Origin of the sequence: Rhodococcus sp. 06-462-5, assembly GCF_002258315.1 — a bacterium.
Lineage (GTDB): Bacteria > Actinomycetota > Actinomycetes > Mycobacteriales > Mycobacteriaceae > Rhodococcoides.
On sequence record NZ_NOYD01000050.1, the window covers coordinates 1 to 24,637 of the forward strand.

A 24,637-nucleotide genomic window follows, 5' to 3' on the forward strand; every position below is an offset into this window, starting at 1 on the left:
GCCGGCTTGGTTGCGCAGATAGCGGGACCCGTCGCCAAGGGCCGAGACGCCGGTGCGCGCGATCGCGCGGAAGAAATGATTCGCGAGTTGGCTGCACTGTCTCTGACCTTGCACACCTGTCTCGTCAAAGCGGCGGTGCGCGGTGCACTCGACCGGTGACGCTCGCTCGCGTCGTTTCGAATTCCAATAGACTCGGTAGCGACGAGCCGAGCCCGTTTTCAGTGCAGCCCGGATTTCTCGAGGTGAGAGGCAGACACGATGAGTGAGATGCGTGTGGTCGGTATTCGTGTCGAACAACCGCAGAACCAGCCCGTGTTGCTGTTGCGCGAGGCCGACGGCGACCGGTACCTGCCGATCTGGATCGGTCAAACCGAGGCTGCTGCAATTGCTTTGGAGCAGCAGGGCGTGCAACCCGCTCGGCCACTCACCCACGATCTGGTCAAGAATTTGATCTCGGCTCTCGGGCACCAGCTCAAAGAGGTGCGCATCGTGGATCTGCAGGAGGGCACCTTCTACGCCGATCTGGTGTTCGACAAGGACATCAGAGTCTCTGCTCGGCCCTCGGATTCCGTCGCCATCGCGCTTCGGGCCGGGGTGCCGATCTTCGCCGAGGAGCCCGTGCTCGCCGAAGCCGGGTTGATCATGCCCGACGAGCGCGAGGACGAGGTCGAGAAGTTCAAGGAGTTCCTCGAATCGGTGTCTCCGGACGACTTCAAAGCGACCGACGGGTAACAGAAGAGTCTCAACCTCAACTTTAGGTTCAGGTTTACGGCGCGTTGCGTTGAATCTGCACGATCGTCCCCATAACGTTCGTGCCAGTGAAGTTCATCGCCGCTGCTGGTCCTGTCCGGTGCAGTTCACGCCTCTTCGACAGCTGCCGAGGCGTACTCTGGCCTGGTACACGGTATGACTTCACGCGAGTACACCGAGACATTTCCAGTGTCTCGGCCGGATCGCAGTACTGACTCGATCCGAACGCAGTGAGACATCCGAGAGGGAGCAGTCAGTGGGAGATCAGCCGCAGCAGCATCACGGCAGTCGAGAGTCCGAAGCCGCAGGCCGGACCGAGGACACCCCCGTCGGTGCCGATGCTCGGGTCGACACCCCCGACCAGGCGTCGAGCGCCCGAGTGCACGCGCCCCAGGACATTCAACCGGGATTGTTCCCCGACGACTCCGTGCCCGACGAACTCGTGGGCTACCGCGTGCCGAGTGCCTGCCAGATCGCCGGCATCACCTACCGTCAGCTCGATTACTGGGCCCGCACCGGGCTCGTCGTCCCATCCATCCGCGGCGCGGCGGGGTCGGGAAGCCAGCGGCTGTACTCGTTCAAGGACATGCTCGTCCTCAAGATCGTCAAGAGGCTGCTCGACACCGGTATCTCGCTGCAGAACATCCGCGTCGCCGTCGATCACCTACGCCAGCGCGGCGTCGGCGATCTCGCCAACATCACGCTGTTCTCCGACGGCACCACCGTCTACGAGTGCACGTCGGCAGAAGAAGTGGTCGACCTGCTCCAAGGCGGGCAGGGCGTGTTCGGTATCGCCGTGAACGGCGCGATGCGCGAGCTCACCGGCACCATCGCCGACTTCCCGGCCGAGCGAGCCGACGGCGGTGAAAGCCAGCCGAGCCCCGAGGACGAGCTGGCCTCACGCCGCAAGAATCGCGCGAGCCGCAAGACCGGCTAGACTTTCTTCGTCGCGCCCGCGCGGGAGAGTTCCGAGGCATCCAGTCTCGGACGCCGAAGGAGCAACACCTCCCCGTCAATCTCTCAGGCACACGGACCGTGTGGGCTTCGACAACTCTGGAAAGTGGTGGGAGCACCCACCCGCCCAAGGGGAAAGGTGCCGGCGCGATCGTCTTGCGCGCCGTGTCCGACCGAATCTCTCAGGCGCGCGCGTCAGCGGGCACACGACAGAGGGGGAGGAGCGGCCGGAGCGCATGCCTCGGTCGTCCGACGCCTCGTCTTTCCGGCACCTGGGAGCACATCGTGACCGACCGAACCGCCTCGTCCGCACACACTTTCGTCGACCGCCACATCGGCCCCGATGCCACCGAGTTGGTCCGCATCCTCGACACGATCGGCGTCGACAGTCTCGACGAGCTGGCCCGCAAGGCCGTTCCGTCCTCCATCCTCGACACCGTGGTCGACGGCGTTCCCGACGGCTTGGCGACTCTGCCGCCTGCCCTGAGCGAGCACGAGGTGCTCGCTGCACTGGCCGATCTCGCCGGGCAGAATACCGTGGCGACGTCGATGATCGGCCTCGGGTACTACGACACGCTGACCCCGCCGGTGCTGACCCGGGGGATTCTGGAGAACCCGGCCTGGTACACCGCGTACACGCCGTATCAGCCCGAAATCAGCCAGGGGCGACTCGAAGCGTTGCTGAACTTCCAGACCATGGTCGCCGACCTCACCGGAATGGACGTGGCGAATGCGTCGATGCTCGACGAGTCGACGGCGGCCGCCGAATCCATGACCTTGATGCGACGCGCGAACAGGGCATCGAAATCGCCTCGGCTGCTGGTCGATTCCGATATCTTCCCGCAGACCGAGGCGGTACTGGCCACTCGCGCCGAGCCGTTGGGGATCGAACTGGTCTACGCCGATCTGACCGACGGTCTGCCCGACGGAGAATTCTTCGGTGTGCTGGCGCAGCTGCCGGGAGCGTCGGGCCGTCTGGTCGATCACACGGCGATCATCGAGGCCGCGCACGAGCGTGGCGCGTTGGTTGCCGTGGGAGTGGACCTGCTGGCCGCCACCGTGGTGACCCCGCCCGGTGAGATCGGCGCGGACGTCTGCTTCGGAACCACCCAGCGGTTCGGCGTTCCGATGGGCTACGGCGGACCGCACGCCGGCTACCTCGCAGTGCGGTCCGGTCATTCCCGTCAGCTCCCCGGCCGACTGGTCGGGGTCTCGCTCGACGCGGACGGCCACCGCGCCTACCGACTGGCGCTGCAGACCCGCGAGCAGCACATCCGCCGCGAGAAGGCGACCTCCAACATCTGTACCGCTCAGGTCCTGCTGGCCATCGTCGCCGCGATGTACGCCAGCTACCACGGCGCAGACGGATTGCGGGCCATAGCAAGTCGGGTGAATGTGCACGCTCGAACCGTGGCGGCAGGTCTGCGGGACGCAGGCATCGACGTGGTGCACACGGAATTCTTCGACACCGTCCTCGCGGCGATTCCGGGCAAGGCTCAGGAAGTCGTCGACCAGGCCAAGCAGCGCGGCATCAATCTGCGGCTGGTCGACGCCGACCACGTGGCCGTCGCATGCGACGAGGCGACGACTCCCGAGCACATCGCGAACGCGCTCGCCGCGTTCGGTGCAGCAGCCGCCGGTTCCGGGGCCGAGTCGTTGCCGTCGACCATGTCTCGCACCTCCGAGTACCTCACGCACCCGGCATTCACCCGGTACCGCACCGAGACGGCAATGCTGCGCTACCTGCGCTCGTTGTCCGACAAGGACATTGCGCTCGACCGCAGCATGATTCCGCTGGGTTCGTGCACGATGAAGCTGAACGCAACCGCGGAGATGGAGTCCATCACCTGGCCGCAGTTCGCGCGTCAGCACCCTTTCGCTCCGTCCTCGGACGTGCCCGGTCTGCTGCGGGTGATCGCCGACCTGGAACGGTGGCTGGTGGACATCACCGGCTACGACGCGGTCAGCCTGCAGCCGAACGCGGGAAGCCAAGGCGAGTACGCGGGACTGCTCGCCATTCGTCGCTACCACCTCGGCAACGGCGATGTCGAACGTACCGTCTGCCTGATCCCGTCGAGCGCACACGGCACCAACGCTGCCTCGGCGGTGATGGTGGGCATGCGCGTCGTCGTCGTCGCCTGCCGTCCCAACGGTGACGTCGACGTGGACGACCTGCGCGCCAAGATCGCCGAGCACGCCGACACCCTCGCCGCGATCATGATCACCTATCCCTCGACCCACGGTGTGTACGAGCACGAGATCTCCGAGATCTGTGCCGCGGTCCACGACGCGGGCGGTCAGGTGTACGTCGACGGTGCCAATCTCAACGCTCTCGTCGGTCTGGCGCGCCCCGGCCGCTTCGGCGGCGACGTGAGCCACCTGAACCTGCACAAGACTTTCTGCATCCCGCACGGAGGCGGCGGGCCCGGTGTGGGACCCATCGGTGTGCGGTCGCACCTGCAGCCCTACCTGCCGGGTCACCCACTGGCCCCGCAGCTCGGTTCGGGACCGACGGTGTCCGGAGCCCCGTACGGCAGCGCTTCGATCCTGACGATCACGTGGGCCTACATCGCGATGATGGGTGCGACGGGGCTACGGCAGGCGACGTTGACTGCGATCGCGTCGGCCAACTACATCGCCCGCCGCCTCGACGAGTACTTCCCGGTTCTGTACACCGGCGACAACGGCATGGTTGCCCACGAGTGCATTCTCGATCTGCGAGGTTTGACCAAGGACACCGGTGTCACCGTCGACGACGTTGCGAAAAGGTTGGCGGACTACGGCTTCCACGCGCCCACGATGAGCTTCCCGGTGCCCGGAACTCTGATGGTGGAGCCGACCGAGAGCGAGAACCTCGAGGAGATCGACGCGTTCTGCGATGCGATGATCGCCATCAGGTCAGAGATCGATCGCGTCGGATCGGGGGAATGGACGGTCGAGGACAACCCACTTCGAGGCGCACCGCACACCGCTCGAAGTCTGGTCGCCGAGTGGGATCACCCGTATTCACGGGAACTGGCTGCCTACCCGGCGGGCTACGACCGTCCGAAGGTCTGGCCCGCGGTGCGACGCATCGACGGTGCTCACGGTGACCGCAATCTGGTGTGCTCGTGCCCACCGATCGAGGCGTTCGCCTGAGCCGAGAACAGAGCCCGCCACGACGCCGTGGCGGGCTCCGTTCTGTTCGAGTCGGTGGATTCAGCCTCGCGTGAGCTCGAGCATCGCGATCTCGGGCGGAGCTGCAACGCGGACCGGTGGACCCCACGCGCCCGCACCCCTGGTGGTGTACAGCGTGGTGTTGCCGATCGTGTCCAGCCCTTCGACACTCGGCTGCTGGAGCGGCACCAGATAACGGATCGGCCAGATCTGACCCCCGTGCGTGTGCCCGGACACCTGCATGTCGACGCCGAAGTCCGATGCCTCCACCGCCTGCAACGGCTGATGTGCCATCAACAGTACGAATCGATCGGGATCGATCCCGTCCAATGCCGCGGCGAGATCGGGTTCGTACGGCGCGGGGGCAGTGGCGTCGTTGATGCCGGCGATATCGATCGCGGCGTCGCCACGGGTGAGGGTTGTGCGCTCGTTGCGTAGGACGTCGATTCCGAGCGTCGACCACAGATCGAGCCATTCACCACCGTCTCCCGCATAGAACTCGTGGTTGCCGCTGACGGCGAACACACCGAGCGGGGCGTCGAGGTCGCGAAGCGGTTCGAGGTCGGCACCGACCAACGAAACCGTCCCGTCGATCAGGTCGCCGTCGAGCAGGACGACATCGGGATTCTGGGAGTTGATCGAATCGACGACCTTGCGCACGAAATCCGCGCCGCGGGAGGGCCCGGCGTGCAGATCGGACACCAACGCCACTCGGACGCCGTCGAATTCGACCGGTAGCCGGTCGAGTGCGACGTCGGTGTTCGTCACCCGCGGAGTTGCTGCCTCGACGAGTCCGTACCCCACTGCCACCACGCTGACGAGTGCCACCGCCGCTGAGCCGATCCTCGACACACGCAGCCGAGCCGCGGACGAATCGCGATGCCTCGCAGCGAAAACCACTCTCATGACGGTGCAGACCACGGCCACCAGCACCGTTCCCAGGAACAGGTACAGCACCACGGCCAGCCAACTGAGCCCGACGAAGGCGGGTCCACGTGCCCAGGACGGATCGAACGCGACGCCGCTGCCGAAGCCGATCACCGCACACAGCCACAGGAGCGCCAGCACAGCATCGACAATCCGTTTGGGACGCGTCGGCATCCTGGTGACGGAAAGAAATCGCCAGTGCAGGAACAGGGTGACGAGGAGCAAGAAGACCCCGACAAAAATTACGCGAGACATGTTCTAGTACAGCAACTTTCCGAGTAGGTCGATGAAATCCGGTGAATCCGACGTCGGCACGGTCGTCGCGGTGCCGCCCGTCCGGGCCGATATGTCGGTGAACGCGGTGGCGTCGGAGTTGTCGCCGATCATCACCACGTTCACTGCGACCGGACGCGCGGCATCGGTTGCCGAGTTCAGGTCGGTGAGCAGGTCCTGGGTGGACAACGACGGGTCGTCGTTGGGGCCGTCGGTGATCAGCACCACGGAATTGACGCGTCCGGGTACGAAGCCTGCCACTGCATCGCGATAGGCGGCCAGCAACGACTCGGCGGAATAGGACGCGGATTCCGGTGTCGATGCCGCCGCACCGGTCTCCAGCGCGGCGCGCCTCGGAGCCGCGCCGACCTGAGCCGTCATGGGGCCGGTCGAGACATCGACGCGGTAGGGGAGCGAGTTGTTCAGGTCCTCGCTGAAGCTCCACAGGCCCAGCTCGGTGGAGTCCGGTACCCGCTGGAACTGCTCGCCGAGGGCGCGAACGGTGTTCTGCAGCCGAGTCGCACTGCCTTCGGTCGTGCCCATCGACTCGGATACGTCGAGCAGAACCGTGGCTCGCCGCGGCAGGACCGGATTTCGCAGCACGGCCAGCAGCGCGTCGGCAACGGGTCCCGAGGGAGCAGCGACGGTGTCGGCGTCCTGTGTCTCGCCGACGCCGAAGCCCGCATCCGTGAGCAGTTGCGCGCCGTCCGGCTGCCGGACGAAATCGACGAACGCGGCGGCAGCCCGGGTCGATGTCTCGTCACCGGAGAGTACGGCCGCGGGATGATCGGCAACGGGAGTGGGGCCCTGAGGCTCGACGGCGGTCAACGTCGACGAATCGGTCGATGCAAGCTGCTGCTGGGTGACCGGAACGGCGTGGACGGGGCCGTCGGGGCCGGGCGCGTTCTCGAGGGCCGCGAGTGCGTCGTAGGTGGTGGATGCAGACGTTGCGGAGGCTCCGGTGTCGGTGACGGCAAGCTCCGATAGAGCCGAGATCAGTTCTCTCGTCGAGGCCTGTTCGAGGGTCGGTGCAGTGGTCGGATCTCCACCTACCCCGGCAGCGATGGCGGTGACCGCGAGGGTGGTTGCGCCGGCATCGGATCCGGTCGGTAGTGCGAGACGCAGTGCGCCCCACTCGCCGAGGCCGAATGCCTGCGGGTCGCGTTGCAGTCGGACCAGGTCGGCCCAACTCACAGTGGTCAGAGCGTCGGCCACGGCGGACGGCACCGCGAGTACGACCGGACTCGTCGCGAGTGGCCGCGGGGTGCCGTCGACGGCACCGCGGTCGGTGACGGCTTCGACGTCGCCGGACGATTGAGGTATCCACAGACCCGGCCGAGCGCCGAGTGCTCCGACGTCCCAGTTGTCGATGCCGGCGTTCAACGCCGTCCGCACGTCGTCGGAGGCCGTGGCCCGAACCTGCACCGTCACGCAGTGATCCCGTACCACCGGTGCAGTGTCGTTGAACCGAGCAGCCAGCTGTTCGACAGGCCCGGAGATGTCGGGATCGGCGGCGACAGTGAGCACCGCCGATCCCTCCACACAGGTGTCGGCAGCTTCGACCCCTTGGTCGAAGATTCGATCCCGCAGTTGAAACCACCCGAACACGGCCGCAGCCAGCACCGCGATCGTGATCACGACGATCACGGGTCCGGCGGCTATCGAACGACCGCGCCCTGTGTTCCGATGTTCACCCACGTGATCGACAAGTCCGTCAGGCGTTGACGGCCTTGTACTCCCGTCGGCGACGATGCAGGATCGGCTCGGTGTAGCCGTTGGGCTGGCTGGTGCCCTGGAAGATCAGGTCACTGGCCGCCTGGAAGGCGATGTTGGTGTCGAAGTCGGGAGCCAACGGCTTGTACGTCGGATCGGATTCGTTCTGACGGTCCACCACCGGGGCCATCCGCTTCAACGACTCGCGCACCTGGTCTTCGGTGACGATGCCGTGGCGCAGCCAGTTCGCGATGAACTGACTCGAAATGCGCAGCGTCGCACGATCTTCCATGAGGGCGATGTCGTTGATGTCGGGAACCTTCGAGCAGCCGACGCCGTGGTCGATCCACCGGACGACGTAGCCCAGGATCGACTGCGAGTTGTTGTCGAGTTCGTTCTGCTTCTCCTCGTCGGTCCAGTCCGTGGACGGTGCGAGAGGAATTTCGAGAATGTCGTCGACGGTGGCGCGCTTGGCCTGTGCGATCTCGTGCTGACGGGCGAAGACATCGACCTTGTGATAGTGCAGGGCGTGCAAGGTCGCAGCGGTGGGCGAGGGAACCCACGCAGTGTTGGCTCCGGCCTTGGGGTGGCCGATCTTCTGCTCGAGCATGTCGTGCATCAGGTCGGGCATGGCCCACATACCCTTACCGATCTGTGCCTTGCCTTCGAGGCCTGCGGCGAGACCGGTGTCGACGTTGAAGTCCTCGTAGGCGGCGATCCACTTCTCGCCCTTCATCGCTCCCTTGCGCACGACCGGACCTGCCTCCATCGAGGTGTGGATCTCGTCGCCGGTTCGGTCGAGGAAGCCGGTGTTGATGAACACGACCCGCTCGGACGCGGCCTGGATGCACGCCTTGAGGTTGACCGTCGTGCGACGTTCCTCGTCCATGATGCCGACCTTGAGCGTGTTGGTCGGAAGCCCCAGAACCTGCTCGACACGGCCGAACAGCTCCGCGGTGAACGCGACCTCGTCCGGTCCGTGCATCTTGGGCTTGACGATGTACAGCGAACCGGTACGCGAGTTGGACAGCACGTTGTCCGAGGTCAGCGAGTGCATACCGGCCAGCGAGGTGAACAGAGCATCGAGAATTCCCTCGGGCACCTCGTTGCCGTCGGCGTCGAGGATCGCGTCCGAGGTCATCAGGTGACCGACGTTGCGGACGAACAGCAACGAGCGACCGTGCAGCGTCAGTTCCGAACCGTCGACGGAGGTGTAGGTGCGGTCCTTGTTCATCGCACGCGTGAAGCTCTTGCCGCCCTTGGAGACTTCCTCGGTCAGATCGCCCTTCATCAGACCGAGCCAGTTGCGATAGCCCAGAACCTTGTCGTCCGCATCGACTGCAGCGACGGAGTCCTCGAAGTCCATGATGGTGGTGACCGCCGACTCGAGCAGAACGTCCTTGACGCCTGCGCCGTCGGTCTTGCCGATCGGGCTCTCGGGGTCGATCTGGATCTCGAAGTGCAAGCCGTTGTGCACGAACAGGATTGCCGACGGTGCGTCTGGGGTGCCCTGGTAGCCGAGAAGCTGCGACGGATCCTTCAGCCCGACCGTGCTGCCGTCGGCGAGGGTCACCGTCAGCGATGCGGCATCGACGACGTATCCGGTGGTACCGACGTGCGAACCGGAGCTCAGGGGCAACGCCTCGTCCAGGAAGTCCCGCGCGAAGGCGATGACCTTGTCGCCGCGGACCCTGTTGTAACTGGTGCCCTTCTCGGCACCGTCGGTCTCGGGAATGGCGTCGGTTCCGTAGAGAGCGTCGTACAGCGAGCCCCACCGGGCGTTGGACGCGTTGATCGCGAACCGGGCATTGAGGACCGGCACCACCAGCTGCGGTCCTGCGGTGGTGGTGATCTCGGTGTCCACACCGGAGGTGCTGATCTGGAAGTCGGCCGGCTCGTCGAGCAGGTAGCCGATCTCCTTGAGGAACGCCTTGTAGGCTGCGCGGTCGTAGTTCGGGCCTGCGTGCTCTCCGTGCCAGGCGTCGACCTTGCCCTGGATCTCGTCGCGGACTGCCAGCAGTGACTTGTTCTTGGGAGCGAGATCGGCGATCACCGACGCGGCACCGGCCCAGAAGGCATCGGAATCTACGTCGGTACCCGGCAGCGCCTCCTTCTCGACGAAATCGAATAGGACCTTGGCGACCTGAAGTCCACCAGCCTGCACACGATCGGTCATGAATTCCTCACTCTTTCCGGTCACGGACACCGGTGACGGTGTCCCCACGACAACGCTGTCGATGTTACTCGGCGGTAGGTCCGACGCCGAACTCGCCGCCGACCAGTAAATTCTGGCATCGAGCGATCAACGCCGAGCGCAGAGGTGCCGCTTCGGCCGACAACTCTCCCTGCGCGCGCACGTATTCGGCTCGTCCGGCCGCCGTCTCTATCCGAATGGGTTCGAGATCGAAGCCGCTCAGGTCGTACGGACTTGCGCGCATGTCGATCGTTCGCGCGTGCAGGGCCAGCTCGAAGCAGTCGGTGAGAAACTCGGAATCGATCAGTGGTCCCAGCTTGTAGCACCACTTGTACAGATCCATCGAGGCATGAATACAACCGGGTTGCTCGGATGTCAGACGCGACTCCGGGGACAGCGGAAGGGCGTTGCGTGGCGCTGCATCGGGGGTGAAGAACCGGAAGGCGTCGTAGTGGGTGCAGCGCAACGTCATCGAATCGACCACGGCGTCGGTTCCGTCGTGCCCCAGGCGCAGTGGCACCTGCTCGTGCCGCTGCGCCGAGGTGCCCCCGCGGTAGACCATCGCCCACTCGTGCAGTCCGAAACAGCCGAGCAACGGTGGCCTGTCTCGGGTGGCGGCAAGCAGGCCGAGGGTGAATTCGATGCTCGATCGACGACGCTCCACCAGATCCGACCGCACCCGAAAGCCCGGGCCGTCGTCGGTGTCCACCTGCTCGTAGGACGCGAACGCCGCAAAATCCTGCGCATGATCACCGGTGAGCACGACGCCGTGACCTGGATTCCATCGGCGCAGCTGACCCGGGCGGTGACTGTAGTAGGTGAACAGAAAATCGAGCACCGGATGTACGCCGCCGTGGCCCCGGTCGGTCAGATAGTCACCGACGAGGTTCTCTACCCGCGCCGCATGGGCAGCGCGACGAGTGGTCCACTGCCCTTCACTCAGCAACGTCGAGTAGGGCATTCACACGTTCCGTGGGGGAGCGGCGGCGGACTTGAAGCTGGACGACGATTGACCCGGACGCGGACCGGCCACCCGGTGCGTGCCGTCCCGAACCGTACCCACGAACTCCTCGACCAGATCCTCGAGCGCGACGATGCCGACCGTGGCACCCGTCGCGTCGTGCACGGCACCGAGATGGCTGCTGGCTCGACGCAACTTGGTCAGTGCGTCGTCGAGCACCGTGTCGATGGAAACCACCGGTAGTGCCCGCACATCGCTACGGGGAATGACCGTGTCCGGTCCTGCCGACTCGTCGGCCATGTCGTCGAGCACGTCCTTGAGATGCAGATAGCCCACGAGCGCCCCCGAGGCATCGCGGACCGGATAACGAGAGAATCCAGTTTCGATGACAGCGCGTTCGACGGAGCCCAGGGTGGGTCCGAGTGTGTGATCGGGCCCGGACAACTCGATACTGCGAACCTGGTGAGAGGGAATCAGAACCTCACCCACCGTCCGTCCCGACGTCTCGAGCGCCTGCCGCAATCGGCGATGCTCCTCGGCGTCGATCAGTCCCTCGGACCGTGATTCACCGATCATCTGCGACAACTCGACCGCCGACACCGAGGAACTGAGCTCGTCCTTGGGTTCGATTCGCAGCAGCCGAAGGGTCAGGTTGGCGCACATGTTGTAGAACGAGATCAGCGGCAGCGCCACCTTGATGAACAGCAGATGGATGGGCACCAGAACCATCGCGGTGCTCTCCGGGCCCGCGATGGCGATGTTCTTGGGCACCATCTCGCCGATGAGAATGTGCAGAACCACCACGAGCGTCAACGCGATGGCGAAGGCGATCGGGTGCAGGAAGGACTCGGGAATGCCGACTGCCTCTAGCGGAACCTCGATCAGATGTGCCACCGCAGGCTCTGCCACACGCCCGAGAAGGATCGAGCAGATCGTGATGCCGAGCTGAGCCGCGGCGAGCATCTGCGACAGGTTCTGGCCGGCCTCGATCACGCTCTGAGCGCGCTTCTTGCCTTGCGCGAGCAGAGCTTCGAGGCGATCCCGGCGGGCCGAGATCAGTGCGAACTCGGCTCCGACGAAGAAGGCGTTGCCGGCGAGAAGCAGAACGGCGAGACCGACGCCGAGGAAATCACCCATCGATCTCACCGTCCGATCTCATCCGAGCCACCGCTGCCGCGTCGACGGGCAGAAGAACCACCCGGTCGATGCGACGGCCGTCCATGCGAATCACCCGTGCCACCCAACCGCCGTCTCGTTCGAGCGGATCCTCGTTCGACGGGGGCGGCAGCAGAACGGCGTCGCCCTCGGTCGGAATGCGACCCAATTCCGTCAGTACGAGACCGCCGATGGTTTCGTACTCGCCCTCGGGTGCCGAATACCCCGTGGCCGACGCGACCTCGTCGATACGCAGCAGACCCGCGCAATCCCATCCGTCGCCCGATCTGGAGACGTCGAGTTCCGGCTCGTCGTGTTCGTCGCGCACGTCACCGACGATCTCCTCGATCAGATCCTCCATCGTGACCATGCCCGCGGTGCCGCCGTACTCGTCGACGACGAGCGCGACCTGCATGCCGTCGGCGCGTACCCGTTCCATCACCGCGTCGCCGTCGAGGCTGGACGGTACGACAGGAACGTCGCGCGCCAGGGACTCGACCGTCGTCGAGCGACGGTGCGCTCCGGCGACGGTGAACGCATGCTTGATGTGAACGACGCCGATGGTGTCGTCCAGGTCGCCGTCGACCACCGGAAAGCGCGAGAAGCCGGTCCGCGCAGCGGTTTCGATCAGATCGGCCACGGTTGCGTCGGTGGCGAGCGTTTCGATCTTCACTCGCGGCGTCATCAGTTCCTCGGCCGTGCGATCGCCGAACTGCAGCGACCGGTCCACCAGTCGGGCGGTGTTCTCGTCGATCGACCCCTGCCGCGCCGACGTGCGGACCAGCGAACCCAACTCCTGCGGCGACCGAGCGGATCTCAGTTCCTCGGCCGGTTCGATCCCAAGCCGGCGCACCAGCCAGTTCGCCGAGCCGTTGAGTCCGTTGATGGCCCACTTGAAGACCAGCGAGAACCCGGCCATCGCACCGGCGGTGACGCGCGCGGTCGACATCGGCTTCGCGATGGCGATGTTCTTCGGAACCAGCTCACCGAAAATCATCGAGAACGAGGTCGCCAGAATCAGCGCCACCGCGAGCGAGATGCCCGCAGAGAGGGTCTCGGATGCGCCCAGCGCGTCGGCCACCGGCCGAATGAACCCGGCCAGCACCGGTTCGGCGAGATAACCGGTGATCAGCGTCGTGATGGTGATGCCGAGTTGGGCACCGGACAGCTGAAACGACAGTGTCTTGTGGGCGTGCAGAACCTGGCGCGAGCGCAGGTCGCCGTTGTCGGCCTGTGACTCGACCGCACTGCGTTCGAGAGCAGTGAGGGAGAACTCGGCCGCAACGAACAGCGCGGTGCCGGCCGTCAAGGCGACGAAGCCGAGCAGGCTGACGATGGTGATGAGAAGTGCCACGCGTCAACTCCGCCTGAGCCGAGACCGTCGAAGCTGGGACAGGAGCATCGCGCCGCCGGAGTGCACGTGGCCGCCGAAATCTGTGTCGCCGGGTTTCTCTCCCGGCTCGATAGAGGATCCCTCCGAAGTGGAACCGTCGTCGTGTTGTTCCGCAGTTGCCGCAACGGCAACCGAGATAGTGGGTGCCTCGGGCACCTGATTCCCTTCTGTCGGTTCGCGCTGAGGTCCCACTCCGTGAGAAGCGGACCGTTCGGCCACACGCCGGGAATCGAATGCTCGATTTCCCGACGAGTGACGAGCGTGAACAGCTGTGTGTGCTGTAGCGAGTCTAACCGTGCCCGACCGTCACCACCCGGAGGGCAGGGGCCGTCCCTCGGCGAATCCGGCAGCGGACTGGACTCCCAGAACTGCTCGTTCGGCCAACTCCGGGAGTGAACGGGCTCCTGCATACGTACACGTACTGCGAACTCCGGCACAGACGTGATCGATCAGATCCTCGACACCCGGCCGATCGGGATCGAGGCGCATCCGCGAACTGGAAATGCCCTCCTCGAACAAGGCCTTGCGGGCCCGGTCGAACGCTCCGTCGGTGGCGGTACGGGCCGCAACGGCTCGCTTGGACGCCATGCCGAAGCTCTCCTTGTACCGATTGCCCGATGCGTCCACTCGCAGGTCGCCGGGCGACTCGTAGGTGCCGGCGAACCACGAGCCGATCATGACGTTCGCAGCACCGGCAGCCAGCGCGAGAGCAACGTCACGAGGATGGCGGACACCGCCGTCGGCCCACACCGAAGCCCCGAGTTCGGCTGCCGCAGCCGAACAATCGGCCACAGCCGAGAACTGGGGGCGTCCGACACCGGTCATCATTCGCGTCGTGCACATCGCTCCCGGTCCGACGCCGACCTTGACGATGTCCGCGCCTGCCTGTACCAGATCGCGCGTCCCCTGGGCAGACACCACGTTGCCTGCCGCCAGGGGTACACCGAGATCGAGAGAGCGCACTGCAGCGAGGGCTTCGAGCATCTTCTGCTGATGCCCGTGAGCGGTGTCCATGACGAGCACATCGGCACCGGCCTCGACCAGTGCGGTCGCCTTCTCGGCCACATTGCCGTTGATGCCGACGGCGGCAGCGATGCGGAGCCGTCCCGACGCGTCTACTGCGGGCGCGTAGATACCGGTCCGCACGGCACCGGTACGAGTCACGACACCTGCCAGGGAGCCGTCGTTCTCGACGACGACGGCGAGGTGGGCATGTGCCGCTTCCATCAGCTCGAAGACTTCCTGGGGCGACGCATGGCGAGGAGCTCGCACGAAATCGGCCGACGCCACGGAACTGAGCCGAGCGAATCGGTCGACGTCGGCGCAGGCACTCTCGGTCACCACTCCGATCGGCTTGCCGTGCTCGACGATCACGACCGACCCGTGCGCGCGCTTGTGCACCAGTGCCAAGGCGTCGGACACGGACGCATTGGGGCCCAGGACGACAGGTGTGTCCGCGATCAGGTCACGACTCTTGACGAATGCGACGGTCTCGGCGACGGCCTCGGTGGGCAGGTCCTGCGGGATCACTGCGATAGCTCCGCGACGTGCGACGGTTTCGGCCATCCGACGGCCGGACACCGCGGTCATGTTCGACACGACGATCGGAATCGTGGTGCCCGAACCGTCGACCGTACTCAGATCGACATCGAACCGCGACGTGACGTCGGTTCGGTTGGGGACGAGGAAGACATCGTCGTAGGTGAGATCGTAGGGCGGATGGTGACCATCGAGGAACTGCACGTTGATCGAGACTACCGGTCGGGCGCAGTCGGGGTCCAAGCCCCGTCCACCGTCTCCGATTCGATGCGGGTCGACGCCTGGGTCCGAGACAGTCGAATCGTCGTGACAACCATGACGGACACCGCCACGGCGATGATCGCGAGGGAAGCACCGTCGCTCCTGATTCGCTCGTCCAGGACCGTCACTCCGATGAACGCTGCACCGAGGGGCTCGCAGATCGTGATGGCCGGCATCGATGCAGACAGCGGACCCACCTGAAACGCGCGTTGCTGCAGGTAGAAACCGAGCATGCCGGATCCGATCGTGTAGGTCTGCCACGCCGTCACAGCTGCCAGGGGATCACCGTCGACGAGATCGGTGACGAATTTGGTCAGAGCCGCAGCCAGGCCGAACAGCAACCCCCCTGCGGCGCCGAGTAGGAGCGCTCGCATTCCAGGAGAGGTGAGCAGCAGCCCACACAGTGCCGCGCCGCCGATCACAACGGCTGCTACGACCAGCGGGACCAGCCATCGTGAGATCGGTGCGTCGGTGCTGCCCTCGCTGGGATCGCCGACCACGATGAATATCGCGAGGGCGGCGGCCAGGAGAAAGGCGAGCGCCCACGTCGAGGCCGGGAGCGTACGGCCCGCCAGTTTCGCCGACATCGGGAGTGCGAACAGCAGGGCAGTGACGAGCAGCGGCTGCACGACCAAAACCGAGCCGACCCACAGCGCAGCGATCTGAACTGCGTAACCGCCCCCGTCGCCGAGTACACCCACCCACCATCTCGGACTTCGAATCAGAGCCGAGAGCAGCGCCGTTCCCTCCGGAACCGAAGCTGCTGCGCTCTGCTGTGCGACCGAAGCGCAGGCGAACAGGAATGCCGAGATCAGCGCCAGCGCGATCGACAACCAGGAGGCGGTCACCCGCGTCGTCCTCGGCTGCCGCCCCGCCTGCCTCCGGCCCGCCCGCTTCGCTCGTGTCGGACGGGTGCGGCACCGCGTCGAGAACTGCGAGGAGCAGGCGATTCCGCCGCCTCGGCCGAGATCGGGCGGCCGATGGGTGTACGAGCCCCCGTCAATCGACGCCACGAGGTGGGATCGGTCTCGGTGTCGACCACCGTTGCCGAGACACCGGCATCGCCGGCCATCGCACACACGTGATCCAGCTGCTCGGCGGTGGCCAACGTCACGACGGTTCCGCTGGCACCGGCGCGTGCAGTGCGACCTGCGCGATGCACGTAGTCCTTGGAGTCCAACGGTGGATCGACGTGGACCACGAGGGTGACGTCGTCGACGTGAACCCCACGTGCTGCGACATCGGTCGCGATCAGTGCAGTCGATCCGCCGGCGCCGAAAGCGGCAAGCGAGCGTGTGCGGTGAGCCTGAGTCTTGTTGCCGTGCAGCGACGATACCGATACGCCCAGCCGGCGACAGTCGTCGGTGAGTCTGTCGACGGCGTGAGTGGTCCGGACGAACAGCAACGTGCGACCGTCTCTGTTGGCAAGTGCGGCAGCTACTTCGGTCTTGCGGGCAGCATCGACCCTGAACACGTAGTGCGCAATGTCGGGCTCGCTGACCGATTCCGCCGTGGAATGTTCGGCTGGATCGTTCAGGAACTTCTCGACCAGGCGGTCGACGTCGGCGTCGAGGGTCGCCGAGAACAGCAGCCGCTGCCCGTCGGCCGGTGTCGCGGCGAGGAGTGAATCGACCTGGGGTAGAAATCCCATGTCCACCATGCGATCCGCCTCGTCGATCACGGTCACCTCCACGCGATCCAACGTGATCGAGCGGCGCTGGATCAGGTCGTTGAGGCGACCGGGGGTGGCGACCACGATGTCGATTCCGCGCTGGATCTCTCGGACGTTGCGTTCGAGAGGAACGCCGCCGACCACACCGACGCTGCGCAGGCCGAACGTCGCACCGTGGAGGTCGAGCACTTCCTGGATCTGGAGCGCGAGTTCGCGAGTGGGGGCGAGTACGAGTCCGCGCGGTGCACCGGGCTGACTGCGGCGGCCGGCGAGCCGTACGAGCAGCGGAAGCCCGAACGCGAGAGTCTTCCCCGATCCGGTCGGAGCACGACCGAGCACATCGCGGCCCTCGAGCGCATCGGGCAGGGCGGCGGACTGGATCGGAAACGGCTCGGAGACACCCGCTTTCCTCAGCGAGTGCACGAGAACCACGGGCAGTCCCAGTTCTGCGAACGATCGAACGGATTGACCCGGCATGGCTGTGACCCTACCGCTGCGTCGACCAGGCGTCGGAATCTTCTTGTCGGTGCCCCGCGCAATACTCGCCGATAGAACGCGTGTTCGATGGGCGTTCGAGACCGTGATTGCCGAGGGGGCGATCGCACGCAGAGTGTGGGGGAGCTATGTGCAAGATGTGTCAGGGCTACAGCGTCGACGAGTACATCGACGGTGTGAAACGCACGATCGACAAGTGTGGGTGGGCTCTGCAGTACGTCGAATCGGAAGTCGATCCCGACGGTATCCACCCGGCCTTCTGCTACACGGTCGGTCTCACGAATTTTGGCAGCCCTGAGATCGTCGTCACGGGGCGCGGGCCACACGAGTCCTCGCGAATTCTCAATTCGCTCGGTGCCTCGGTGGCTTCGGGAATGCTGGAGCTCGAATCCGGAATTGGTTGCATCGCAGCAGGATTCGAGTTGTTCACCATCGACGTGCCGGACTGCGCGGACATTCTCTACACCGCGTCCGACGTCTACGGTCAAGGGTGCTTCAGTGCCGTGCAGGCGGTGTGGAAGGACCTGGAAGGTGCACTGCCGTGGGAGGGCATCCCGTCGACGGTGGTCCAACCGGTCCTCGGGCCGGTGCCCGTCTGACCGGATTCCGTGCTGTACCGGTGGCGCTGCGTGGTGAACGCAGCGCCACCGGCGGACGATTGTCGGTCAGGCTTCGATCTCGGAACGATCGCCGCTCCACAGCGTGTGGAACTTTCCTTCCGAGTCGGTTCGCTCGTAGGTGTGCGCCCCGAAGAAGTCGCGCTGTCCCTGGGTCAGTGCGGCCGGTAGACGCTCTGCCCGCAACGCGTCGTAGTAGGAGAGCGAGGACGCGAACGCGGGGACCGGAATGCCCAACGAGGCTGCGGTGATGACGACCCGACGCCAGCTGTCGATGGCGTTCTCGATGGCGTCCCGGAAGTACGGGGCCAGGATCAAGCTCGGCAGTTCGGCGTTGTCGTCGTACGCGTCCTTGATGCGATCGAGGAACCGAGCACGAATGATGCAGCCCCCGCGCCAGATCGTGGCGAGGTCACCGGGATGCAGATTCCAGTCGTATTCGGCACTGCCCGCGGCGATCTGGTCGAAGCCCTGCGCGTAGGCGACGATCTTCGACGCGTACAGAGCCCGACTGATGTCGTGCGTGAACTGCTCCGCATCGGTCGGCTTGTCGGCGAGTGTTCCCGAGGCGAGCCCGACGGCTGCCTTGCGCTGAGCGCGCGACCCCGACAGAGCCCGAGCGAACACCGCCTCGGCGATACCGGTGACGGGAACGCCGAGGTCCAGGGCCGCCTTGACGGTCCAGCGACCGGTGCCCTTCTGCTCCGCAGCGTCGACGATCACGTCGACGAGAGGCTGACCGGTCTTGGCGTCGACCTGGCGGAGAACCTCGGCGGTGATCTCGACGAGGTAGCTCTCCAGATCACCGTTGTTCCACTCGGTGAACACGTCCGCTACCTGAGCCGGCGTGTAACCGAGAGCGTCGCGGAACAGATTGTAGGCCTCGCCGATGAGCTGCATATCGGCGTATTCGATGCCGTTGTGGACCATCTTGACGAAGTGTCCGGAGCCGTCGGGTCCGATGTGGGTGCAGCACGGCGTGCCGTCGACCTGCGCTGCGATGGATTCCAGCAGCGGTCCGAGGGCCTTGTAGGACTCGGCCGGACCACCCGGCATGATCGACGGCCCGTTGAGAGCGCCTTCTTCGCCGCCGGAGATGCCGGCACCGACGAAGAGCAGTCCGCGTTCCTTCATGGCCGCCTCGCGACGGATGGTGTCGGTGTAGAGGGCGTTACCACCGTCGATGATGATGTCGCCCTCCTCCATCGCGCCTGCAAGCTCCTCGATCACCGCGTCCGTGGGATCGCCTGCCTTGACCATGATGAGCACTCGGCGCGGCTTCGCGAGAGCGGCGACGAACTCCTCGATGGTCTCTGTGCGAACGAAGTTGCCCTCGGTGCCGTGCTCGGCGATCAGGGCATCGGTCTTGGCGACACTGCGGTTGTGCAATGCGACGGTGTGGCCGTGATGGGCGAAGTTGCGGGCGATGTTGGAGCCCATGACGGCGAGTCCGGTGACTCCGATCTGAGCCAGTTCTGTCGGTTCTGCTGCTGAGGTCATACAGACAGCTTTCCCTGCCGCGAGATTTCGCGCGAGCCAACCCCCCGGCCGGTGTCGAACCCGACCACCCGCAACGACAACGGGTGCCGCATTCGCGAAGAATGCGGCACCCGTTGTTGCAGGTTCGGTCGGATCACGACCTCACGGTGACGAAGCGATCAGTGGCTGCGAGCCGGACCGTCGAAACCGTCGTACGAGCGGCGTTCCGTGCGGCTGCGGAAGCCTCCCGAGCGGTGCTCGTCCTGGCGGGGGCCGGACGCGGGACGACGGTTGTCGGAGCCACGGTTGTCGGAGCCGCGACCTTCGTAGCCACGACCCTCGGAGCCGCGGTACGAGCTCGAGTCGGAGCGACGCGGGCGGTCTCCCTGGTAGCCCTCGCTGCTGCGCGGGTTGGAGCCCTGGTATCCGCCGCCGCTGCGGGGATTGGAACCCTGGTAGCCCTCGCCGCGCGGGTTCGAGCCCTGATAGCCGGTGCGGGGACGGTCTCCCTGGTAGCCCTCGCTGCTGCGCGGGTTGGAGCCCTGGTATCCGCCACTGCTGCGGGGATTCGAGCCCTGGTATCCGCCGCCGCTGCGCGGGTTGGAGCCCTGGTATCCGGGACGGCTGTTCCGGTCGCGGGGAGCGGACTCGGCGCGCAAGGGCTCACCGGTCGGCTTCTTCGCTCCGGTGATGCTGTTCAGCTCGGCCGAACCGGGCGATACGTTGACGGCGGTGGCCTTGACGCCGGCCATACCGGTCAGGCGCAGAACCTGACGACGCTGGTTGGGGAGCACGATCGCGACGACGGTGCCCTTCTCCCCGGCGCGTGCCGTGCGTCCTGCGCGGTGCAGGTAGTCCTTGTGGTCTGCGGGCGGATCGACGTGGACGACCAGGTCGATACCGTCGACGTGGATTCCGCGAGCAGCAACGTCGGTGGCGACGAGGACGGGTGTACGGCCGTTCTTGAAGCGCTCGAGAACGCGGGTGCGCTGATTCTGTGCCTTGCCACCGTGCAGTGACTCCGCGGCGATGCCGAGCGCACGCAGGCGATCGGTGATTCCGTCGCAGCCCAGCTTGGTACGCGCGAACATGATGGTGCGACCGCCTTCGCGGGCGCCGATCTCGGACAGAACGAGATCCTTCTGACCCCGGTCGACCATGAGGACGTAGTGATCCATGGTGCGGACGCTGGCTTTGCCGTCCTGGGTGGAGTGCTCGACGTGATCGGGCAGGAACTGGCGGACCAGCGACTGAACCTCACGGTCGAGGGTGGCCGAGAACAGCATGCGCTGTCCGTCTGCCGGGGTGTCGGCGAGGACTGCACGTACCTCGGGCAGGAAGCCCATGTCGGCCATCTGATCGGCCTCGTCGAGCGCGGTGATCTCGATGGAGTCCAGGATGCAAGTGCCCTGGCGGAGGTGATCGGCGAGGCGGCCCGGGGTGGCGACGAGGACGTCGACTCCGCGTCGGAGCTGCTCGACCTGCTTGTTGAACGGGGTGCCGCCGACGGCGGGCATGACTCGCAGGCCCTGCGCATTGGCGTAGGGAGCGAGGGATTCGACAACCTGGAACGCGAGCTCGCGGGTGGGGACCAACACGAGCGAACGCGGGCGCTTGGCCGCCGGGCGGTCGGTGTGCAGCGACAGGCGCTGCAAGATCGGCAGGCCGAAGGCAAGGGTCTTGCCCGAGCCGGTCTGCGCACGACCGAGGACGTTCTTACCGGCGATGGCGTCGGGAAGTGCCTTCTCCTGGATGGGGGAGGGCACGGTGATCGAGTTGCGCGCCAATGCGGCGACGACTGCCTCGGGCAGTCCGAGATCGGCGAAGGTGAATGCCGGTGCCGCTACGGGCGTCGGGACTGCCGTGGCGTCGGAAGTGGTGGAAACGGGTGTGTTGGAAACAGCGTGGGTCACGCAGTAAAGCCTCTCCGGATTGCGGGCACGCCAATAAGCCCGAAGCTGAGAGCACCCGAAGAACCGGGAAACACGAAGAACAGCCAGAACACATTGATACGAGCCAGGGCACTGTCACCTGGCCATCAGAATGCAGACGAGAACTGCATAAAGTGGGGCTGTTTGTGCCATTTCGATTGCTAGGCCGCGATGGCGACCGGTCTCTACTGTACGGGACGTACCGCGAATTGTTCGACTCGAGTCGATGTGACCTGTGCGACCCCGATCGCGTACGGACTCACCCGACGAGCTTGCTCAGTTCCTCGAGCCACGGCATGGCGACGTAGATCGTGGGAAGAACGAGGATCACCACGGCCGCCGCGTAGGCGGCCGCAGCGATACGCACATCGGCGCCCGGGCCGTTCAAGCGCTGAACTCGAATGAGGGTGTGCGGCCCTCCGGCCGCCATCGCACCACGCGGTGCGGTGGACCCGGCACAGGTGACCAGTGCCCTGGCCAACGGAGTGGGCCCGGTGACCTTGACCGCCGAGTCGTCCGCGAGCAGCTCGACCAGCAGCTGCACGCTGCCGAGTGCCGACTTGCTGCGGACGATCCGCGGGAACGCTTCGTTGACGGCGGTGAATGCTTCGAGGACCAGGTCGTGGCGGGCGCGTAGGTGTGACCGCTCGTGACTGAGGATGGCGGTGACTTCCGCCTCCGAAAGGTTGGCCAGTGTTCCACGGCTGAGAACCACCCGCTGACGCAGACCGGGTAGGCAGTACGCGATCGGTTCGGCCGCGTCGAGCACGCGAATGTCTGCATCGCGAAGACCGCGGAAAGGGTTCTCGCCCAAGTCGCTTCGATCCAGCAGATCGACGAGCACACGGTGCCTGGAACGTCGACGACGGGTTCTGACCGCTACCTGAACGACGGAGAACATGAGCTTGGCGCCGATACCGAGCGTGATGGCGAGGACGACGACGTAGAGGATCCACAGGGGCAGGCCGAGTGCGTCGATCTCGTCGGTCGGTGCCGTCGTGGGACGACCGTCCGGGCCGGGGACCAGGAGCAGTCCGCCGATGGCGAGGCCGGAGCTGAAAGCCGAGAGCACAGCAGCAAGGGCAATTGCCTGCCACAGCACCAGTGCCGCGCGTGGTGACCGGTACGGCCAACTCGCGCGAGCGAGCACTGCCGGAACCGGCCCAGCCAGGATCAGCGCGAGTACTGCGAATACCAGCGCAGTCGTCGAGTTCATGTCCTCACTTACTGCCGCGAGCGTCAGTCCGTCGGACGGCCATCTCCAGCCGAAGGGGACTTCGATGTCGATTGTGCCACTTCCAACGCGGCGAGCGCCTCACGGAGGGCGGCGGCTTCGTCGGCCCCGACCTGACCGACGAAGTGCACGAGTGCCGCTGCGCGTCCACCCGACGCCGGTGCCTGCGACAGCGCGTCGACCATGAGGCTGGCGACCAGCTCGTCGCGGCCGTGCAACGGGGCGTAGCGATGCGCTCTGTCATCGCGCTGCTGCACGACCAACTTCTTCTTCGCCAGCCGCTGCAGCACCGTCATCACCGTCGTGTACGCGAGTTCGCGATGCGTCGCCAGCGCCTCGTGCACCTGTCGAACCGTCTGGGGATCCGACGACTCCCACAGATGGTCCATCACTGCACGCTCTAGTTCACCAAGACCAGCCATTCGTCCGAGTCTACGGCTACTCCGACGCGGATGCGTACTACTCGTAGTAGTACCGACCGGTCAACGGGTGTGGGATCGGTCATAGACGCGGTCGCGGCGAATCGGCGGGTCTCGACCGCAGGAATCCCGGGGCGAATATTCTGTGCTGTGATCGTGCCGCCCCTCGGCCCGACTTTCGAGAAGTGAGCGGAGACGAAAGCGTGGACTGGTTCGATTCCCTGTCGTTGATCGACGGCCCGGTACCGGTGATCGTGTCCGTTCTCGGTGCCCTCGGTGGTCTGTGGCTGCTCTTCTCGAGATCGCGGCGATACGCCACGCGCGCGCTGCCGATCGCGGCGACGGCGGCGATCGTCGCCACAGCGGTCGGCTACGTGGTGGTCGAGAAGGTGTGGCGACCGTTCCCGGACCCGATCGAGACCGCGATCTACGTGTGGATCGGAGTCGGCCTCGCTGCGCTGTTCGCTGTGCTGCCCAGGTCGTTCGCCGCGCGAGGGGTGCTGGGCACCTCGGCGTCCGTGCTCGCGACGGTGTTCGTGGTCGCGACGTCGGCCCTGCACGTCAACCTCGAGTTCGACGCCTATCCCACCGTGGGCAACGCTCTCGGGGCCGAGTCCGCGGCGCGCATTCAGTTCTCGGATGTGCCCGCTGCGGTCGAACAGACCGTCACGGGCACGCCGCTGGAGTCGGTCTGGACCGCGCCCTCGGATCTGGCGGCCGCCGGAAGAATCACCTCCGCCTCCATTCCGGCCACTGCGTCGAATTTCTCTGCACGAGATGCGGAGATCTACCTGCCGCCCGCCTACTTCGCCGACCCTCGTCCGCTCCTTCCGGTTCTCGTGCTGCTCGCCGGTCAGCCGGGAGCACCCGAGGACTGGCTCAACGGCGGGAAGCTCGCCGAGACCATGGACAACTTCGCTCGCGATCATGCAGGTCTCGCGCCGGTCGTCGTCGTAGCGGACGGAACCGGGTCGTCGATGGCGAATCCGCTCTGTGTCGACTCACCCCTGGGCAACGTGGACACGTATCTTTCCCGCGACGTGCCCGACTGGATCGACAGTGCGCTGCAGGTGGACCCGAATCGCGCGCACTGGGCGATCGGTGGATTGTCCTACGGCGGTACGTGCTCGATTCAGATGGCGACCAATCATCCCGATGTCTATCCCACGTTTCTCGACCTCTCCGGCCAGCGCGAGCCGACTCTCGGCGATCGAGACCGCACGGTGCAGCAGGCCTTCGGGGGAAACTCCGCGGCATTCACCGCCGTCAACCCGCTCGACCTGCTGAAATCACGTCAGTACCCCGACTCGGCCGGTATTTTCGTCGTGGGCTCGGACGACAAGGACTACAAGCCGGGCCAACAGGAGATGTACGACGCGGCGAAGGCCGCCGGAATGGACGTGCAGTACGTGGAGGTACCGGGCGGACACAGCTTCGCGGTGTGGTCGGAAGGCCTTCGACGTGAGCTCCCGTGGTTGGCAACGAGGACAGGGTTGATTTCGTGAACGTGACCG

18 protein-coding genes, 1 pseudogene and 1 riboswitch are annotated in these 24,637 nt (G+C 65.7%); of the genes and pseudogenes, 6 read left to right on the forward strand and 13 right to left on the reverse strand.

Annotation, left to right across the window (positions count from 1 at the left end):
• The 4 genes and pseudogenes from CH251_RS21820 to gcvP form a co-directional block, all read left to right on the forward strand.
• Window positions 1-159, forward strand: a pseudogene (locus tag CH251_RS21820) (MerR family transcriptional regulator); the annotation flags it as partial.
• A gap of 99 nt (window positions 160-258) precedes the next feature.
• Window positions 259-732, forward strand: coding sequence for a bifunctional nuclease family protein (locus tag CH251_RS21825; protein ID WP_037189246.1), 474 nt, complete (start codon window positions 259-261; stop codon window positions 730-732).
• 397 nt (window positions 733-1,129) lie between these two features.
• Window positions 1,130-1,687, forward strand: coding sequence for a MerR family transcriptional regulator (locus CH251_RS21830; protein ID WP_256979263.1), 558 nt, complete (start codon window positions 1,130-1,132; stop codon window positions 1,685-1,687).
• Window positions 1,688-1,698: 11 nt separating this feature from the next.
• Window positions 1,699-1,796, forward strand: a riboswitch (glycine riboswitch).
• A gap of 193 nt (window positions 1,797-1,989) precedes the next feature.
• Window positions 1,990-4,842, forward strand: a complete 2,853-nt coding sequence (gene gcvP / locus CH251_RS21835) for an aminomethyl-transferring glycine dehydrogenase (protein ID WP_094615052.1) — start codon at window positions 1,990-1,992, stop codon at window positions 4,840-4,842.
• Window positions 4,843-4,902: 60 nt separating this feature from the next.
• On the opposite strand, the gene CH251_RS21840 is transcribed toward gcvP, so the two are convergent.
• The 9 genes from CH251_RS21840 to CH251_RS21880 form a co-directional block, all read right to left on the reverse strand.
• On the reverse strand, window positions 4,903-6,042 hold the full coding sequence (locus tag CH251_RS21840; protein WP_094615053.1) for a metallophosphoesterase: 1,140 nt from the start codon (window positions 6,040-6,042) through the stop codon (window positions 4,903-4,905).
• Between the two features lie 3 nt (window positions 6,043-6,045).
• Window positions 6,046-7,707 carry a substrate-binding and VWA domain-containing protein gene (locus tag CH251_RS21845; RefSeq protein ID WP_256979231.1) on the reverse strand — a complete coding sequence of 554 codons (1,662 nt, stop codon included), beginning with the start codon at window positions 7,705-7,707 and terminating at the stop codon, window positions 6,046-6,048.
• Between the two features lie 67 nt (window positions 7,708-7,774).
• Window positions 7,775-9,949, reverse strand: a complete 2,175-nt coding sequence (locus CH251_RS21850) for a malate synthase G (RefSeq protein ID WP_094615297.1) — start codon at window positions 9,947-9,949, stop codon at window positions 7,775-7,777.
• Between the two features lie 64 nt (window positions 9,950-10,013).
• Window positions 10,014-10,928 carry a 3-methyladenine DNA glycosylase gene (locus tag CH251_RS21855; protein ID WP_094615055.1) on the reverse strand — a complete coding sequence of 305 codons (915 nt, stop codon included), beginning with the start codon at window positions 10,926-10,928 and terminating at the stop codon, window positions 10,014-10,016.
• Window positions 10,929-12,065, reverse strand: coding sequence for a hemolysin family protein (locus tag CH251_RS21860; protein ID WP_094615056.1), 1,137 nt, complete (start codon window positions 12,063-12,065; stop codon window positions 10,929-10,931).
• Window positions 12,058-13,437: a hemolysin family protein gene (locus tag CH251_RS21865; RefSeq protein WP_094615057.1), complete on the reverse strand. Its 1,380-nt coding sequence runs from the start codon at window positions 13,435-13,437 to the stop codon at window positions 12,058-12,060. Before CH251_RS21865 ends, CH251_RS21860 begins: the two co-directional genes overlap by 8 nt.
• Before the next feature lie 345 nt (window positions 13,438-13,782).
• Window positions 13,783-15,219, reverse strand: coding sequence for a GuaB1 family IMP dehydrogenase-related protein (locus tag CH251_RS21870; protein WP_094615298.1), 1,437 nt, complete (start codon window positions 15,217-15,219; stop codon window positions 13,783-13,785).
• 11 nt (window positions 15,220-15,230) lie between these two features.
• The gene (locus tag CH251_RS21875) at window positions 15,231-16,124 is read right to left on the reverse strand and encodes a DMT family transporter (RefSeq protein WP_094615058.1); all 894 of its coding nucleotides are present in this window, start codon (window positions 16,122-16,124) and stop codon (window positions 15,231-15,233) included.
• The gene (locus tag CH251_RS21880; RefSeq protein WP_256979232.1) at window positions 16,121-17,425 is read right to left on the reverse strand and encodes a DEAD/DEAH box helicase; all 1,305 of its coding nucleotides are present in this window, start codon (window positions 17,423-17,425) and stop codon (window positions 16,121-16,123) included. The genes CH251_RS21875 and CH251_RS21880 overlap by 4 nt, the downstream gene beginning before the upstream one ends.
• A 146-nt stretch (window positions 17,426-17,571) precedes the next feature.
• Here CH251_RS21880 and CH251_RS21885 point away from each other — a divergent pair, with 146 nt between their 5' ends.
• The gene (locus CH251_RS21885) at window positions 17,572-18,042 is read left to right on the forward strand and encodes a DUF4262 domain-containing protein (RefSeq protein WP_094615059.1); all 471 of its coding nucleotides are present in this window, start codon (window positions 17,572-17,574) and stop codon (window positions 18,040-18,042) included.
• A 66-nt stretch (window positions 18,043-18,108) separates the two neighbouring features.
• On the opposite strand, the gene gndA is transcribed toward CH251_RS21885, so the two are convergent.
• From gndA to CH251_RS21905, 4 genes are all read right to left on the reverse strand, one after another.
• A complete protein-coding gene (gndA, locus tag CH251_RS21890) occupies window positions 18,109-19,560 on the reverse strand; it encodes an NADP-dependent phosphogluconate dehydrogenase (RefSeq protein ID WP_094615060.1) in 1,452 nt (483 codons plus the stop codon).
• 158 nt (window positions 19,561-19,718) lie between these two features.
• Entirely contained in the window at window positions 19,719-21,452 is a 1,734-nt protein-coding gene (locus tag CH251_RS21895) for a DEAD/DEAH box helicase (RefSeq protein ID WP_094615061.1), read from the reverse strand.
• A 277-nt stretch (window positions 21,453-21,729) separates the two neighbouring features.
• Entirely contained in the window at window positions 21,730-22,686 is a 957-nt protein-coding gene (locus CH251_RS21900) for a M56 family metallopeptidase (RefSeq protein WP_094615062.1), read from the reverse strand.
• A 23-nt stretch (window positions 22,687-22,709) separates the two neighbouring features.
• Complete coding sequence (locus tag CH251_RS21905) at window positions 22,710-23,126, reverse strand: BlaI/MecI/CopY family transcriptional regulator (RefSeq protein WP_032398122.1); 417 nt, start codon at window positions 23,124-23,126, stop codon at window positions 22,710-22,712.
• A 200-nt stretch (window positions 23,127-23,326) separates the two neighbouring features.
• Between CH251_RS21905 and CH251_RS21910 the strand changes: the two genes are divergently transcribed.
• Complete coding sequence (locus CH251_RS21910) at window positions 23,327-24,628, forward strand: esterase family protein (protein WP_094615300.1); 1,302 nt, start codon at window positions 23,327-23,329, stop codon at window positions 24,626-24,628.
• The last annotated feature ends 9 nt before the right edge of the window (window positions 24,629-24,637 follow it).

Coding starts and splice junctions, on each gene's coding strand:
- CH251_RS21825 (WP_037189246.1), top strand. CDS start 259: ATGAGTGAGATGCGTGTGGTCGGTATTCGTGTCGAACAACCGCAGAAC.
- CH251_RS21840 (WP_094615053.1), bottom strand. CDS start 6,042: ATGTCTCGCGTAATTTTTGTCGGGGTCTTCTTGCTCCTCGTCACCCTG.
- CH251_RS21850 (WP_094615297.1), bottom strand. CDS start 9,949: ATGACCGATCGTGTGCAGGCTGGTGGACTTCAGGTCGCCAAGGTCCTA.
- CH251_RS21855 (WP_094615055.1), bottom strand. CDS start 10,928: ATGCCCTACTCGACGTTGCTGAGTGAAGGGCAGTGGACCACTCGTCGC.
- CH251_RS21860 (WP_094615056.1), bottom strand. CDS start 12,065: ATGGGTGATTTCCTCGGCGTCGGTCTCGCCGTTCTGCTTCTCGCCGGC.
- CH251_RS21880 (WP_256979232.1), bottom strand. CDS start 17,425: ATGCCGGGTCAATCCGTTCGATCGTTCGCAGAACTGGGACTGCCCGTG.
- CH251_RS21885 (WP_094615059.1), top strand. CDS start 17,572: ATGTGCAAGATGTGTCAGGGCTACAGCGTCGACGAGTACATCGACGGT.
- gndA (WP_094615060.1), bottom strand. CDS start 19,560: ATGACCTCAGCAGCAGAACCGACAGAACTGGCTCAGATCGGAGTCACC.
- CH251_RS21900 (WP_094615062.1), bottom strand. CDS start 22,686: ATGAACTCGACGACTGCGCTGGTATTCGCAGTACTCGCGCTGATCCTG.
- CH251_RS21905 (WP_032398122.1), bottom strand. CDS start 23,126: ATGGCTGGTCTTGGTGAACTAGAGCGTGCAGTGATGGACCATCTGTGG.